The 15,919-nt window shown below is 69.9% G+C and carries 15 protein-coding genes; all 15 read left to right on the top strand.

The window, feature by feature from the left end; all coding sequences use genetic code 11:
- Nucleotides 1–509: 509 nt before the first annotated feature.
- The 15 genes from Raf01_RS21370 (at nucleotide 510) to Raf01_RS21300 (ending at nucleotide 15,874) form a co-directional block, all read left to right on the top strand.
- Nucleotides 510–1,223: a hypothetical protein gene (locus Raf01_RS21370; protein WP_203919723.1), complete on the top strand. Its 714-nt coding sequence runs from the start codon at nucleotides 510–512 to the stop codon at nucleotides 1,221–1,223.
- Between the two features lie 43 nt (nucleotides 1,224–1,266).
- Nucleotides 1,267–1,902: a hypothetical protein gene (locus Raf01_RS21365; RefSeq protein WP_203919722.1), complete on the top strand. Its 636-nt coding sequence runs from the start codon at nucleotides 1,267–1,269 to the stop codon at nucleotides 1,900–1,902.
- Between the two features lie 124 nt (nucleotides 1,903–2,026).
- Entirely contained in the window at nucleotides 2,027–2,827 is an 801-nt protein-coding gene (locus Raf01_RS21360) for a hypothetical protein (RefSeq protein ID WP_203919721.1), read from the top strand.
- A 239-nt stretch (nucleotides 2,828–3,066) separates the two neighbouring features.
- Nucleotides 3,067–4,155: a hypothetical protein gene (locus tag Raf01_RS21355; RefSeq protein ID WP_203919720.1), complete on the top strand. Its 1,089-nt coding sequence runs from the start codon at nucleotides 3,067–3,069 to the stop codon at nucleotides 4,153–4,155.
- Complete coding sequence (locus Raf01_RS21350; protein WP_203919719.1) at nucleotides 4,143–4,910, top strand: class II glutamine amidotransferase; 768 nt, start codon at nucleotides 4,143–4,145, stop codon at nucleotides 4,908–4,910. Before Raf01_RS21355 ends, Raf01_RS21350 begins: the two co-directional genes overlap by 13 nt.
- Before the next feature lie 173 nt (nucleotides 4,911–5,083).
- Nucleotides 5,084–5,356 (top strand): DUF5983 family protein, encoded by a 273-nt coding sequence (locus Raf01_RS21345; protein ID WP_203919718.1) that lies wholly within the window; start codon nucleotides 5,084–5,086, stop codon nucleotides 5,354–5,356.
- Nucleotides 5,357–5,600: 244 nt separating this feature from the next.
- Nucleotides 5,601–6,800 carry a GGDEF domain-containing protein gene (locus Raf01_RS21340; protein WP_203919717.1) on the top strand — a complete coding sequence of 400 codons (1,200 nt, stop codon included), beginning with the start codon at nucleotides 5,601–5,603 and terminating at the stop codon, nucleotides 6,798–6,800.
- A gap of 170 nt (nucleotides 6,801–6,970) precedes the next feature.
- A complete protein-coding gene (locus tag Raf01_RS21335) occupies nucleotides 6,971–7,444 on the top strand; it encodes a hypothetical protein (protein WP_203919716.1) in 474 nt (157 codons plus the stop codon).
- A 130-nt stretch (nucleotides 7,445–7,574) separates the two neighbouring features.
- A complete protein-coding gene (locus tag Raf01_RS21330; RefSeq protein WP_203919715.1) occupies nucleotides 7,575–8,318 on the top strand; it encodes a DUF5983 family protein in 744 nt (247 codons plus the stop codon).
- A gap of 180 nt (nucleotides 8,319–8,498) precedes the next feature.
- Nucleotides 8,499–9,869, top strand: a complete 1,371-nt coding sequence (locus Raf01_RS21325) for a hypothetical protein (protein ID WP_203919714.1) — start codon at nucleotides 8,499–8,501, stop codon at nucleotides 9,867–9,869.
- A gap of 288 nt (nucleotides 9,870–10,157) precedes the next feature.
- Entirely contained in the window at nucleotides 10,158–11,225 is a 1,068-nt protein-coding gene (locus Raf01_RS21320) for a DNA methyltransferase family protein (RefSeq protein WP_203919713.1), read from the top strand.
- A 152-nt stretch (nucleotides 11,226–11,377) separates the two neighbouring features.
- Nucleotides 11,378–12,286 carry a hypothetical protein gene (locus Raf01_RS21315; protein ID WP_203919712.1) on the top strand — a complete coding sequence of 303 codons (909 nt, stop codon included), beginning with the start codon at nucleotides 11,378–11,380 and terminating at the stop codon, nucleotides 12,284–12,286.
- A gap of 322 nt (nucleotides 12,287–12,608) precedes the next feature.
- Nucleotides 12,609–13,634 carry a DUF4192 domain-containing protein gene (locus Raf01_RS21310; protein ID WP_203919711.1) on the top strand — a complete coding sequence of 342 codons (1,026 nt, stop codon included), beginning with the start codon at nucleotides 12,609–12,611 and terminating at the stop codon, nucleotides 13,632–13,634.
- Between the two features lie 174 nt (nucleotides 13,635–13,808).
- Nucleotides 13,809–14,942, top strand: coding sequence for an ArdC family protein (locus Raf01_RS21305; RefSeq protein ID WP_203919710.1), 1,134 nt, complete (start codon nucleotides 13,809–13,811; stop codon nucleotides 14,940–14,942).
- Nucleotides 14,939–15,874 (top strand): DNA-processing protein DprA, encoded by a 936-nt coding sequence (locus Raf01_RS21300; RefSeq protein ID WP_203919709.1) that lies wholly within the window; start codon nucleotides 14,939–14,941, stop codon nucleotides 15,872–15,874. Before Raf01_RS21305 ends, Raf01_RS21300 begins: the two co-directional genes overlap by 4 nt.
- The last annotated feature ends 45 nt before the right edge of the window (nucleotides 15,875–15,919 follow it).

The following is a 15,919-nucleotide window of genomic DNA, read 5'->3' as shown; positions in this document are numbered from 1 at the left end:
CCCAACTCACCCAACCGGCCGCCATCCGGACCAACTCAACTGGGGCCGCTGAACAACCCAACTGCCCAGCTCACGGCCCCGATCCGCGGCCTCACGTGAAAGCGGGGGCCAGTTGGGTGCCCGGGTTACGGTCGAGCCTCACATTCCATACACACCACCAATCGCACCACGCCGGGCCCTGCCCCGAGGCACGAGACGCACCCACCCACCCGCCACCCCAGGCCGGTCGGCCGCGACCCTCTCACCCCGCCCCAGCGCCCACCCCGCACCAAACCTGGCACCACCTCCGCACAACCGCTCAACCGCTCAACCCTGTACCACCTGATTCACTCCGGCCCACGCGTGACTTCGCCCGCGCCGTTCCTGCTGCGCCGCGGACCTTTCGAGGTCTCTGTGCCGTCAGTTGAACCGGCATCTCGACCCAACTGGGCCACTGCAAACCCCAAACGCCACACCCCTACCGGGGCCTGTTTCGCGTGCCCGCACGCGCTCACACGAGGAGGACGTCGATGTCGAGCACCGCACTGCCCAACCCGTCACGCTCCGCCGACAACCTGCACACCTTCATCATCTGCCTGCCGAACACCATCGCCCCACCGTTGCTGCCCGCGCTCGCCCACGCGCGCCTGACCACCGGCGGCTACACCCCGCGAGGCCCGGTCCCGTACTTCGCGACCAGCACCCGCCGCACCCGTCGGCTCATCGACCGCTGGCGCGGCCACACCTCGGGCGGCCCGATCGAACTGCTCGACCTAGACCGCATGCGCGGTCTCGCGGCCACCGCCGCAACGCATACCTGGCACCGCTGGGCCTACGTCGTGTCCGGCACCCCGGCCGCCAAGCCGTTCTGGCACTTCGTCGACCGCCACCGCGCCGACGAGGGCCGGTACCCGCTGACCCGGGCGCAACAGGACTACCTGAGCCAACCACGGATCACCGCGATCCGCGCGTTCAACGCCCTGCCGCAAGGCGGCGGCATTCCCACCGACCAGTTGGAGGCACTCCAGGCCGGCCTGACCACCTACGTCACCATCGCCCAACTCTCGGCCGTCGTCGCCGACGGGATGGCCACCGCCGAGGGGGACTTCTTCACCCCGGTCAGTAGCCGTTTGGACCACCAGCTGACCTTCCTGCACCACGCCAACCACCACCTGGCCGGACTGCCCCGCGACGCCCCTGTCGCCGCGATCGCCGTTGCCTGCCACCCGCAGCCGATCCCTTAGTCCTAACCCCAATCGCCGCATCGAACGAGTGAGGAGAAGATCCGTGCTCAACTCACCGTCCACCACACGGGCCGCCGCCCGGACTGCCCGGGCCGCCGTCACCGTCTGGTGGCTTACCGTCCAAACCGCCTCGGATACCGCGTGGGGGGCCCGCTACGAGTGGAGTCAACGCCATGCCCACCGCGGCGCGTTGTTGCGCCGGCTGGTGGCGCTCTGCCGCTACCAGCTGGCAGGCATGGTCGACCGGCGCGCGTTTGCTCGCACGACTGGGTGGGTGCCGCTTGCCGGCAACCTGGACCATAGCTCGGTCCGTCGGCAGCGGCGCCTGCTCGCCGACATCCGACGCCGACACGCGTTGGTGCTGCTGCGCTCGTTGGGCACCAACACCGACGACGTTGAGGCCAGTCTCACCCGGTACTGGCAGCTCACCGCGCCCGACGACTGGATGATTCCCCTCGTCCCCGACTTCCTGGCCGCCCGGCTGCGGTGGCGGGACCCGATTGCCCCTAACGAGATCGACATCCTGCCGTGGGCCAGCAACATCGGCGGTGTCTGGGTGGCGACCCCGGCCCCAGTGCGCCGGTACCTGTCCCGTGCTGACGACCACGAACGGCGATTGTCCGCGGCCTACCGACGCCACCCGCGGCACGGCGTACGGCCCGCGCCGCGAAGGGCTTGATAGCGGCGCTTCCGCCGAGTCTCTGAAAGCTCGCACGCCAGCAACGGCTGCCGACTCTGTCGCCTTTCGGGGCAGCCGCCGAATCAATTTGGTCGCATTCCCTACCGACTGAACGGAGAAAACCTTGCCTGTGCTGGAGACCTTGTACACCGGGGCGCTCATCGAGCGCGCCCGCCGGCAACAGTGGGACCAGCCGTGCCCGACCACGCTGTTGGTCTGCCTGCCACCGGACGCTCGGACCGTCACCACCATCGGGCCCGAGGTACGCGCCCGGCTGTCCGGCACCGTCAGGACGGCAACCGCCGCTCTGGACGGCGCGCACTTCCCGGTCTGGGCCACCCCGAACCGTATTGAGCAGACGTTGCTGGTCGGCTTGCCGTCCAACCCGGACCGCCGCGAACCAGTATCCTGCGCCGGCGGCCCCGTCGGACTCCTCGATCTGCGGACCACCGCCCAGCGGGTAGTACGCGTCGCGGCGGACGATCACGAGAAATGGTCTCGCTCGGTCGAGGGCACCGGTCCTGCCGAACCGTGGTGGTGCTTCCTCGACCGTCACCACGCCGACCCCGACGGGTATCCGCTGCATCGGGCGCTGGCCGAGTTCGCCGCCCAACCCCGCACCGCGGCCATGCTGCGGCACGACGCGACCACCGCCCCGACTGACCAGTTCGGCGGGAACAGCTACGGTCCTGGGCTGTCTGCCCTACAGACCGGTGCGGCTACCTACGCCGATTACGTCGCCGGGGTGGTGACCTACGGCGGGGGTCTGCTCACCCTGGGCGGTGACCTGATCGTGCCGTCCTGGACGGACGTGCTGGTCGAGCAGTCCCTGCCCGAGCGGATCGCCTACCACCAGCAGGCACAGACCTACCTGGCCACGATCGACCCCCGAACGGTGCTGGTGGCCGTGTCCTGCCACCGCTGAGCGTCACACGACCTACCGCACCACCCGCCCGGTCTCGTGCCGAGGCGCACGCACCACCACCGGCCGAGGGCATTCCTTCCCGGTGCTCAGGTTCGTCGCCGACCGCCTGACGGTCGGGACCGGACCTGTTTCGCCCCCCACCTCATCGCCTTCACGTTCGACGCACGCGGCGCATGAGGCTTGGGGGCGGCGCCGTCCCGTGCTGTCGAACACCCCGACCCTCGGGAGGTTCGCCACCCATGTCCACCATCGACTGCGTCGACTGCCCGCGCGACACCACCACCCAGGACGGTGTTCTGCGCTGCGGCGACTGCGTCGCGCTCACCCACAGCCAGTGCACCGGCTGCGACGCGTGGTACCCCATCGGCGACGGGTGCGACCGCTGCATCGACTGCGACCACTGCGACCGGCCCACTCACCCGGACGAGATCACGACCACGGCTCGCGGTGACGACGTGTGCCGGCTGTGCCGCGGTCGGCACTACTGGCAGTGCGCCGAGTGCGACGAGTTCAACAGCGACGACGACGGTCACTGCGCCAACGGTTGCCAGTCCGAATGCGACTGCGAGGACTGCCGCGCCGACCGCCTGGGCGACCTGATCCACGAGTACGACTACAAGCCCTGGCCGGTCTTCCACGGCACCGGGCCGCTATTCCTGGGAATGGAACTGGAAATCCACACCTCCGAGCACCGGGACCTCGACGACTGCGCCGACACCGCCCTCGAACACCTCGGAACGCTGGGGTACTTGAAGGAGGACGGCTCCATCGGCGACGGGTTCGAGATCGTGACCCACCCGATGTCCTACACGTGGGCTATGGCCAACTTCCCCTGGCCGATGCTGGATGAGCTGCGCGACATCGGCTGCTATACGTCCGCGCGCACCGGGTTACATGTGCACGTCTCCCGAGACGGGTTCGACTGTCCGTCGCACACCTACCGGTGGATGAAGTTCGTCTACCGCAACCGTAGCCAAGTCACCCGCCTCGCTCGACGGGAATCCCAGCAATGGGCGGCGTTCACCGACGAGGACCGCCGCGCGGTCAAACACTACGCCAAAGGCGCCGCCGGGAACCGCTACACCGCCATCAACACCGGCAACGAGGCCACGTTCGAGCTGCGGGTGTTCGCCAGTTCCCTGCACGCGGATGAGGTTGCGGCGGCGCTCGGCCTCGCCGCGGCATCGGTGGAATACACGCGGCACTTGACCGTGCCGGTGATCGCTCACGGCGGCTGGACCTGGGCGGCGTTCGCCGACTGGGTCGATACCCAACCGCAGTACGCGGTGCTGCGCGCGCAGATGGAGGTCCTGGCATGTGCCTGCTGACCTTCCTACCCGCCGGGGTGGCCCCCGACCTGGACGCGTTGCACAACGGGGCGTCGTGCAACAACCACGGCCATGGCTTCGCCATCGTCACCGACCGGGGCATCCTCGTGCAGCGCGACCTCCACGCCGACGTGCTCATCGAGCAGTTCGCGCAGGCGCGCCGAGCGCACCCGCAGGTGCCGGCGCTGTTCCACTCCCGGTTCGCTACCCACGGCGACCGAACCCTTGACAACTGCCACCCATTCGCCGTCAGCGGCGACCAGCGCACCGTCCTAGCACACAACGGAATCCTGCCGTGGGAGGTTCAGCCCGACCAGGGCGATCGACGCTCGGACACCCGGATCACCTGCGAGGACTTCCTGCCTCGGTTCGGGTCGCTGCGACTTGCCCGGCACCGCCTGGCATTGCAGCGGTGGATGGGGCCAGACAACAAAATGGTGCTGCTGACCGTGGATCGTCACTACCGGCAGCGGGCCTACATCCTCAACGAAAACGCCGGTGTCTGGGACGGCGGCATCTGGTACTCCAACGCCGATTACCTGCCCGACCGCGGCTACAGCACCCCGGCCGACGACGGGTGGGGTGACCCGCTGTGGACCGGCGCGGACTGGGAAGACTCCACCCGCTGCCGGCACTGCTGGGCCCAGGTCTACGTCAGCGACCTGCACTGCCCGATCTGCGGCTGCTGCACCGACTGCGGGCAGCCCGCCGAGGCATGCCTGTGCTGGACACCGACCGCGGGCCTGCCGCACTGACCCTTCCGCCACGTAACGACGCCGGCCCGACTCGACGTCACCCATTCCCCGCGGCCATATCAGCCGCTTCCTGACTGACCACCACCCGGCCCGCCCCCAACCCGATTGGGACAGGACACCCCCCCCGGAACGGGTCCTCCCACTGCTCACCCCCACGGCTGAAAGAGTCTCCGATGGCGCGCATTCGCAACCTCCTGGAACTGTCACCCCGCCACCTGCGCCCGCAGGTGGCCGACACCCTGCCGGATGTCCCCACCCTGCACGCCGCGTACACGGCGTTCGGCACGCTGGTCGCCGTCCCGAACCCGCTACCGCAGGGCAGGGCCGCGTCGCGTCTGCCCGAGGACATCCTCGGCGTGCTGCGCTACGCCCGTGACCTGGACTGCGACTACATCCTGATCGACACGGACGCGGACGTCGACGACGACCTTCCCCTCTGGGACTGATTGGTCCATCACCGCAACCTGCGTGGTCTACGACCACATGCCTCAGGAACACCGCGACCGCCCGGCCCACGCCCGGCGGTCGTCTTCGTTTGTTTGGCCCGGAGACAGGCCGCTCCAGCTTACCCAGCACGCGGCCTGTCTCCGGCGCTCCCCGAAGTGAAAGGAGCACCGTCTAGTGTCAACCCGAAACCGCCCATCGGCCAATCCCGGATCGCCGGCGCCCTGGTCAACGCGGCACCTCCTGGTGAGCGCCGTGCTCATCGGCGCCTACACCCTGGGCTGGATCCTCGTCGACAGCCGGCCCGGCGTCATGTCCGGACTGGCCCTGTTGCTGGTCCACGCGTACCAAACGCAGCGGCATCACCACCACACCGTCGAGGAAGCGGTACGCGAGGCGCGCCGCGACCCGTTGACCGGCCTGCCCACCCGCGATGTCATCGACCAACTGCTGCACGACGCTACCCGCGCCGGCACTCCGATCACCGTGGCGCTCGCCGACGTCGACGGGCTCCACGCGGTCAACGCGAATCTCGGCCACGCCGGCGGCGACCAGTACCTGACCGAGGTCGCCCGTCGCCTGGCCGCCGCCGTCCCGCAGACGGCCACCCTGGGCCGGATGGGCGGCGACGAGTTCGCCCTCGTCGCCCCGGACACCGACGCCGCCGCGCTGGCCACGGCGCTCGGCGCCGCCCTGGCCGGGCCCGCCACCATCGCCGGTGCTCGTATCCAGCCGCGTGCCAGCATCGGCATCGCCTCCAGCAACGCCAGCGGCAGCGCGTGGCATGCGCTCGGCTGCGCTGACGCCGCCATGTATGCAGCGAAAGAGGCTGGCGGCAACAAGGTTCTGGTCTACGACCCCGACCGCGACGGCGCACCCACCCAGGACGGCACCCGCCCCCAGATCCGTCGCCGCGACCTCAACCCCACCCGCGACACCGACGTCGCCTGGACCCCGACCGGACCGGGCGACCTGATCCCGGTCCTGGTCACCATCGACGAACTCCACCTGCTGCACGAGGCGATCAGCCAGACTCGCAACAGGTGGGACCAGCGCGCTACCGAGGCGCAGCTCGCCGCCGACGAGCCCACTCCGGCCGCGGCTTTAGAGGCCACCGACCCGGGGCGGATGAACATCCGACCGACCCCGGCCGGCTGGCGTGCCCTCGCCGCCCGGCTGCGCGCCGAACGCGACCGGTACCGGATGCTCGCGGACCGGCTGGCCCGCGTGCTGGCCACGGTCCCTGATACAGGGACGGGCGGCGGCATTCGACCCGTCGGCGTGGTGCTGCACGGCATCGCCGCCGCGTTCACCGCCGACGAACTCGACGCCTTGGTGATCACCGCCGCCGAGGCCGTCTGCCTCGACCTGCAGGTGCTCAGCGACCGGCAGCGGCACTTAGCCTACCGCGCCTACCAGTTGCTGTCCGAAAGCCACGAGGACTAACTCACCGGCGAGTGTCGGCCGCCGCCGGGCAGATGACCGGGGCCGGTACCCGCCGCTCATACCCGATTCCTCAAGGACCAACCCTCGGGGGTGCCACGGCAGATTTCGGTGGTGTCCGCCGACAGCATGTCGTGGGGCGCCCCCTATAGCCATCCCTACAGGAGTAGGCCATGGACCTGCCCGAACTCATCGGCGACATCAAGCGCCTCCTCGACCCCATTTTCGACGCGATGAGCGTGGCCGAGGACGAGATCTCCGCCGCACAGCAACGTCATCCCGACGCCGCCGACCGAATCTGGCGCAGCTTCCCCCTATTGCGACCCACTGACGGGTTGACCACCAACAACCTGGTGTACCGGGCGCACTGCCGTGAACTGCTCGACCGAGTCGCGGCCGGTGCCAACACGAAACCCGGTACGGCCGCCGAATGCTGCTGGGCACTGTGTGAGGTCAGCCAGCGGGTACCCCTGAACACCACTGCTGCCGGGCTGTACTCCCGCATGTGGCGGCTTGCCGGACTGCCACCGGTCAACCTCGCCGACAACGGGGGGCACTACGAGGCCCTTGCAGGGGGCCAGATCGACGACTACGAAGCCGTGCTGCGTCAGCGGCTGCGCCAGGACTGGCGGGCGCTGTCCCGGTAGCGCGGGGCCGGCCGCTCGTCACATTCGTGTGCCGCGCCGGAAACCAGCCGGCGGCAGCACTCTGCCGGACCCTCGCCCCGGCCCATCCCGGCACGGGCTCATCTACCACAACTTGTGATTGGAGAACATTATGGCGGACACCGCCGACTACCGCCGTCTGCCCGCCGCCATCCGCGACGCGCGACGGATCGCGGCGCATAGCAGGGCCACTCTGGCCCGCGAGCACTACGTCGATCTGCTCGTCGCCGAAGCGGGCATCGCTGCCCAGGCTGTCCACCCGGACCTGGCCCGGCTGGTGTTTCAGCTCGGTGAGGACGTGGTGGGCTCGTCGGTCACGCTCATCGCCGCCTACGCCCGAGACGGCCATCAACTCTGGCACACCGACGACGGGCAGGAATGGCCCGACGAGTCGTTGGTCACCGACCACCTCGCGGCTGCTGCCGATACCGGCGACGGCTATTTTCCCGCGAAGGTGGATGCCAACGGGCTGTTTCGCCTCGATCTCGGTACGCCAGGGAATCGACCGGATCCGGTGGACGGCAACGACTACCCGCAGCGTCAGCAACCGGTCACAGGCGACGTGGATCCGAATGGGGCCAGGATCCGCGGCCTGCTGGAACTGTCCACCGCTCATCTGCCCCAGCATCTCGGCAGCGCCGGACTGTCTCGGCAGGACGGAGTGGTCGTCAATAGCTTGCGGTTCGGTTGGCTGATGTGGGTGCCTCCGGACCCGCAGGTCCACGCCGGCGACTATCCGCAGCTGCCCGCCGAGGTGTTGATCATCTACCGCTACGCCCGCGGGTTGGACTGCGACTACGTCCTGTTCGACGCTGACGCCGACCAGGTTGACGACTTGCCCATCTGGGATTGGTGACGCAATAGCCAGCAACCACCACCCGCACATCCTCCGCTGGTAGAACGCGCCACCCAATCCACCTATCCGTTTGACCCTTCCGGGACCGCGCCGGCCGCGTGCCACAACTCCCGGGGGGCTACCCGGGATGGGTACGCGGCCCGGTGTGGTGACCCGGTGACCTCCCGAATGGAGACCACTATGGCCGACATTTCACCACTGATGTTTGCACCGTCCGCGCCGATCGAGTCCCTGCTGACCGCGGTCGCGTTGAAGCCGACCGCTTCCGAAGGCATGCGGGCAATGATGGAGCGGCAGTCTGAGTTCGCGAGCCCGCTGCAGGCACAGCTGACCGGTATCGCGCTGGACCCGTACGGTCGCGAGTTCGCTGACCAGGCGCTGGATGACTACTGGTCGGACGAACCGCGCAAGCAGGACCTGCTGCGAACCAGCAGCGCCGACCGCGAGGTCGTTATCGGTAGCGGATTCCACTCCGCCGTGTACGCGGCAACCCGAGTCTTGAGCGGCTACCCGAAGCCGTTGGTGCTGGAGCGTGAGGAGCGGGTCGGTGGTGCGTTCGCGATGACCGCCCGGCCGACGTTCTACCTCAACTCCCGCAACCGTGGGGGAAGCGGGGGACTGGCTGGGGATCAGGGAGCGAGCCTGAACTATCTGCCCGGTGCGCCGATCCAGGCCGCTAACGTGTCGATGACGGAATACCAGGCGAACACGGACATGGCAATCGTGATCCGGTTGACACTGGCCCAGTTCGCCGACGTGGTCACCAGGGCCAACGTGCTGTCCGTCGACGGTGACGACACAGGGGTCCAGTTCGACGTCGATGGGTGCGGCCTCCCGCGCGCCGGGCGGGTCGTCGACGCGCGAGGACTGGGTGATCCGGGCGACCAGGAATGTGCCAACGGCACCAGCATCCTCTCGTTCCGCCAGTTCATGCGGCGCATGGCCGACCGGTGGCCGCTGCGGGGCGTGCGCCGGGCCGCGGTGATCGGCGGCGGTGACTCTGCCAAGTGCGCCGTCGAGTCGTTGCTGGGCATCGCGCCGCAGCCGTTCATGGCCGCCGCGGCACTGGACCGCGTGGAGCGCATCGACTGGTACACCGACGCGCTGCCGACCACGTGCGACGGCTGGCAGGAGCAGATCCGTGGCCGGTATCAGGCCATCGGGCGCTACCTGCGCCCGGACCGCTTCGGGGTGCGACGGCTCAACGTAGTCGCGCGTCGGGCCCAACCCGTCGCGCTGCCCGGCATGGCGCTTATCGACGGTCGCACGTACGACTTGGTCATCCTCTGCACCGGCAACCGGGAGACGGACATCGACGGACTCGACCTTGGGTCGTTCGATGAGTACGAGACCGCGGACGGCAGCGTCGTGGCCCGTCGGCATTTCGACCTGCCCGCGTTCCGGATCGGTCCGCACACGCGCCTGCCGTTCACCCAGCGGGAGCGAGCCGACGGCATCGCCGACATCACCGCCAATGCTGTCTCGATGTTTCGCACGGCGACCAAGACGGCCGCGTTGGCGGCAACGCTGCGCCCGGTGACGCGGACCTGACCCACACGCCTGCGACGGCGGGCCATCCGCACTTGCCACCCGAGGCGTTGACCATCCACTCCAACGCCTGGGGCGACCGACTGCGACGACGTCGTGTCCAACCGAGGCGGCCGGCTCATCGACTCACCCACCGCTGCCAGGAAGTGCTGGTCCTCGGCGGTCGGTGAGCCTCGACGGGGCCGCTCTGGTCGTCCCCGACGCACCCGTTGGCGGCAGTCGCCTTCCCTGCATCACACCCACCAACGCCACCCCGACCGGGGTGGCGTTCATGTCAAACCGGAGGTACCCATGGCCTCGAACCCGGCGGCAGACCGGGCATTCCGACGAGAACTCCTGTACTACGTGGACGCGCTGGCCGCGACGGTCACGCTTCGGCCCGAGCGGTCCGACCCTTCGGCCCACCACCACGACGCTGTCGACCGTCAGCGGGCGGTCGCCGCCGCCTGGGTGTACATGTCGTGCGTCGCGGCGTGGGCCGAAGACCACCAGCTGGTCCGGCCGCTGCTGCGCGGCTCACCCGATGGCCTGACCCGCACCACCGCCAGCGGAACCGTCTGGCTTGGCCGCGCGTTCGAACAGCTGGCCTGCCACCCGGCCACACAGTGGCTGATGCACCCCGCCTACCAGCCGGCGCTGTGGGCCGGCACACCCAGCCCGGCGGCGTGCACGGCGCTGATCGACTGGTGGGCCAACGACGCACCCAGCCTCGCCTACCCGACGACCGAGACCGCACCCGGCTCCATCACCGGCTGGCCAATCGGCGATCTGCTGCCGGTACTGCACGACGACCGGCGGGCACGCAACGCCCTCGTGCAAACCCCGTACTGGGTCGCCGATCTGATTCTCGATGAGACCCTCGTCCCCGCGGTGAACGAGTTCCGCCACGAACGGCTGATGCGCACGATCGACCCGGCCTGCGGAACCGGTCACTTCCTGATCCGGGCAGTCGACTACCTGTGGCAGTGGTGGACCACCGGCACCATCACCAGCGCCGTCACCACTCGCCCGCCGCTGACCGGCGGCGCTGTAATCCCCGCCGAGCAGGCCGCGCTACGGATCCTGGCCAGCGTCGACGGTGTGGAACTCGACCCGCTGACCGCCCCCGTCGCCCGCTTCCGCATGACCATCTACCTCGGGCACCTACTGACCGTCAGCGGTGTACTACCGGGGCCACTACGGCTCGACCGGATACGACACGCCATCACCCCGCGCATCGCGGTCGGCGATTCGCTACTCATCGGGCTGGTCAGTCGCAGCGAATACCAGCGCCTGCACCCGAGCCTGGCCGCGCTGCCCGGCGCTGCGTTCCCGCTCGACGACTTCGCCTGGCCACCCGAATCGCCAGCGACAGCCTGAACAGTTGCCGCAGGCGCCTCGCGCTGATCCCTGACACCTCACCCACCGGGTGAGACCGCACCGTCACCCGTTTCCACCGAAGCGGCCGGCGGCCAGCAGGGTTCGGCGTCCGCCGGCCCAGCACGGGTCGCCGGCCGCGGAAAGCGAGCAGCATGACCAGCGACAACCCGCTACCGCCCACGCTGGCCACGTGGGTCTATCAGCAGGCCCGCGCCAGCCATCGTTACCTGACCGGCCCCGCCCTGTGGGAGGCGGTTGACGCCGCCCACCCCGGGCTCTTGCCATCCGACCCGCGGCGCCTGAGCCGGGACTGGCCCGTCCACCGAGAGCTGATGAGCGCCTACGTCGCGGGCCTACCCGAGATTGAGGTCGGTGACCCGGTCATAGTCACCCTCCACGGCTCCGATCAACCATTGCGCGCGACGCTGACCGCCGTACATGACACGCTACTGGTCCGGGTTGCCCTCGACGGCGATGACGGCCCGGGACTCGACGTTGCCCGGATCGCTGTCGATCCGGTCCCGGTCGTCTACTACACCGCGACGATCATCACGTTCGACGGGTCGGACACCAATGCGTACGGCGAAGGATGCGAGGCCGGCCGCGGCTACCGGGAGGAGTCCGGGTGGTGGGATCCCACCCACCACTACTGGAAAGTCCACCCGCAGCGCAGCGCGGTCACCCCGGAGGTCTGCCCCGACGGCGCCGACCCGGCCAGCTGGCTCGCCGACCGGCTGGCCACCCGGCTGGGCAGCCTTGACGGCTACGACGGGCGCACCTTCACCGGCGCCCGCGAGGCGATCTACCCGGGCCGGCTGACCGGCGCCCCGGCGCAGCAGCCCGGCGCCGTGCTGGGCACCAACACCCTGCTGGGCGACGCCCTCGCTGCCGGGCGGCTGCGCCGACCGAAGGTCGGGCAGCGCACGCTGACCGCGGCCGGACACGCCCACGGGTTCCGTGACGAGGACCTGCTCGCCGCGGCCCGCCACATCGGACTGATCACGGCCCCTCCCGCATCCCTCGATCCGAAGCCCGCCCAGGACGTACCGGATGCACGATGACCATCGATGCGGTAGCGCAGGGGTACTCGCGGCCTGGGCTGCCATCGCCGAGCAATACGCCGGACCAGCGGGACGTCATCGCCAGCGTCAGCGACGGCGGCAACCTCGATGGGCAGCAGCGCAGCGTTCAGCAAGCTCGCTGTCACCAACGTGAGCGGCATCCGTCTGTTCAGGCGTGCCGCTCCGGCGCCTGGCTGGTCTGCTGCGCGACCGGCCTCTGTTTCCACCTCGACGTGCGGCCGGCGACGTCAACCCCTGCCGCCCCGCGAGGTCACCGTGCGCGCCGGCGCACTTCGAAACACTTCGTGAAAGGACAAGCCCGATGTCTGACCAACCCTCGATGCGGCTACGCAATGCCGAGGACTTGCTCGCCGCGATGCCGTTCCTTCTCGGCTTCGCACCCGAAGACAGTCTGATTATTATGACCATCGTCGAGCAACGCGTGCCGAGCCTGATCCGCGTGGCCCTGCCCGACCCCGGAGAACTGCCCGCCCCTCTCTCTCAGGTCCTGAATCTATCCGCCGCCCGAATCGGGAAACAGGCCGGAGCGCACACGCTGCTGGTCGGCTACGGACCCGCCGACCGCGTCGAGCACACCGTGCAGGCCGCCGCCGACGCGCTGCGCACCGCGCGGGTGCCGATCGACCTGGCGCTGCGCGTGACCGGCGACCGGTACTGGTACCTGGATGGTGTCCCTGCGCCGATGCCCAAGTCACCGGACGGAATCCCGATCGATCCGTCCGACACCGCGATTGCGGCGCAGGCGGTCTACGCCGGTCTGGTGGCATTGCCCAACCGGGACGCGCTCGCGGCGACCCTCGCCCCGGTCACCGGCCCGGCTCGGGAGGGCATGGTCGCCGCGACGAAGGCGGCTTGCACCCGGTACGTCGCCCAGGTCGACGCCGCCGCCGAACCGGGAAAGAAGCCGCGGTTGGGCACGGATACGCCGGTGGGGCGCCAACTGCACGCGGAGGCGCTGCGGCGGCTGCACCGGGTCGAGAACCGGTACCGGCGGGCGGCGGCCGTCACCGACGACGACGTTGCGGCCCTGACCATCCTGCTCGATCTGCCAGACATCCGCGACGTCGCCGCTTACCGTACCGGCAGGCAGGGATGGCAGTTGTCGATGTGGACCGACGTGGTTCGCCGCGCTGAACCCCTATTCCGCACCACACCGGCCGTGCTGCTGACTCTGTGCGCGTTGCAGGCCGGCGACGGTGCCCTGGCCAACCTCGCGCTCGACCGCGCCCTCGCTGACGACCCCAACGATCGCATGGCCCGGCTGCTGTCCGAGGCGATCGGCGCCGGTATCGACCCGACCACCATCGCCTCCATCCTCGACCACTAACCACCGGGCTCGGTCGCGCCACACCCCAGTCGGAGGTGTTGGCGCCGGGCCGGTCTAGCCAACCGATCGCCGCGCACATCGCACGGCCCCCTTTCCGTGTGCTCACGGGCATGCTGGGGCCGCGCGGGCCCCAGCCTGTCCGCCGCCACTCGGCGGGGATAGGAGGGCCACACCGTGGCCACGAACCAACGCACCACACGGGCAGCGAAGCCCACCAAGAACGGCAAACCAACCAGGAGAACGACGAAGACCGAGACCAGAGGCCGTGGCGCCGACGATGGTCAGGAGCGCGAGGCGTTCCTGGAGAAGGCTCGGGAGGACTTCGAGCAACGGCTGGCGGCGATGGCGGCCGACCCGGCGCAGTGGATCGAGTTCGTCGAGACCGTCGCCGCATGGGGTGCCCGGTACAGTCTCGGCAATCAGCTGCTGTTGATGATGCAGGCGGCCGAGCGCAACGTAGAGCCGCAGTACTTCCTGCCCTACGGCAGCAAGGATCGCTCGACCGGGTGGCTCAAATACGGCCGGCAGGTCCGCCGGGATGAGAAGTCCTTCAAGGTCTGGGCACCGGTCAAGCGTCGCCCCAGCGAGGACGAGGCGCAGGAGATGGAGGCGGCCGGGCGGAAGGTGCGCCGCGACCCTGACGGCCGCCCGTCGGTTCAGGTGGTGGGTTTCCGGCTCGCGTCCACGTTCGATCTGTCCCAAACCGACGGCGAACCTTTCCAGGTACCCACCGTGCAGTACCTGCGCCGGCACCGGCAGGCCACGTCCACCACACCGCGGCTGCTGGAAGGCGATGACCCGGGTGACGCCTTCGACGACGTCGTCAAGCTGATCAAAGACGCCGGGTACGGGTTCGAGCTGGCCCCACCCGGCTCCGCGCTGCTCGGCGACGCCAACGGCATGACCACCGGCGGTGCGGTGATGCAGGTGCGGGTCCGCGACGACGTCAGCCCGGCGCAGCGGCTCAAGACGACGGTGCACGAGCTGGCCCACATCCGCTGTGAGCACCTGACCAGCGCCCGGGTGGGGGAGAACCTGCACCGCGGCCGGCGTGAGACCGAGGCCGAAAGCGTGGCACACATCGTCTGCGCCGCGCTCGGTGTGGATACCGCTTCCTACAGCGACGCCTACGTGTTGGGTTGGGCCAACGGGGACCTTGACCTGGTCAAGGCGTGCGCCGCGACGGTGCTGCGGGTCGCGAAGACCATCCTCATCGACCTCGCCACCGGTGACCCCGACCCCGACGACGTGGAAGAGGACCCCACCACAATGCCCGGCATCCCGAGCGTTGACGGAGACCTCCGGTGAACGGCGACCTGGACCAGGTGCGGGCGGCCCGGGCGGCCCTCGCCCTGCTGACCGCCACCGGGGACCGCGACGTGCACACGCTGGTCGCCGCCTGCGGCCCGGTGGACGCCCTGTCCCGGATGATCGACGGCACCGCGCCCGGGCGCGCGCTTGTGCAGCTGCGGGAACGGGTCAACGGTGACCAGCTGCGGGCCCACGCCGCCCGGGTCGGTGCGGACGCCCGGCGGGTCGGGGCGCGCGTCGTCATCCCCGAGGACGACGAGTGGCCCACGCGGCTGCCCGACCTGGCCACCGTCGACGTCGATGCTGCCGCAGGCGCGGCGGTGTGCCTGTGGGTGCGCGGCCACGGCCCGCTGTCGGCCGTCCTGGACCGGGCGGTCGCCGTGGTCGGGGCCCACGCCGCCAGCCCCTACGGCACCACCGTCGGTACCGACCTGGGCTACAGCCTGGCCACCGCCGGCGCGACCATCGCCACCCGCGGCGCCTACGGCATCGACACCGCCGTGCTGCGAGGAGCGCTCGCGGTCAGCGACGCCCGCACCGTGGTCATCACCGCCTGTGGCCTGGACCGACCCCACCCGGCCGGCAACACTGCGCTGCTGGACCAGGTCACCACGAACGGGTCGCTCGTCAGCGCGTACCCGCCCGGCGTGCGTCCCAGCCGCGACCGGATGACCGCGACCGGCCAGCTGCTGGCGACGCTCACCCGGGGAATCGTGGTGGTCGAGGCCGCCCCGCACAGCCGGACCCTGACCACGCTGGAGCACGCACTGTCCCTGGGCCGGCTCGCCATGGTGGTTCCCGGGCCGGTCACCTCCACCCTCTCCGCCGGCGTGCACGAGGCGCTGCGCCGCCACCCACAGCTACGCGTCGTTCGCGACGCCGCCGACGTCCTGCACGACCTGACCGCGGCCCAACAGCCCGGCCAGTAACCCCCGCATGCGCCGCCCGCTGACGGCGGCACGCGCCACCCCACG

Origin of the sequence: Rugosimonospora africana (genome assembly GCF_016862975.1) — a bacterium.
GTDB classification, from domain to species: Bacteria; Actinomycetota; Actinomycetes; order Mycobacteriales; family Micromonosporaceae; genus Rugosimonospora; species Rugosimonospora africana.
This window is presented reverse-complemented; position numbering and strand designations above follow the sequence as displayed.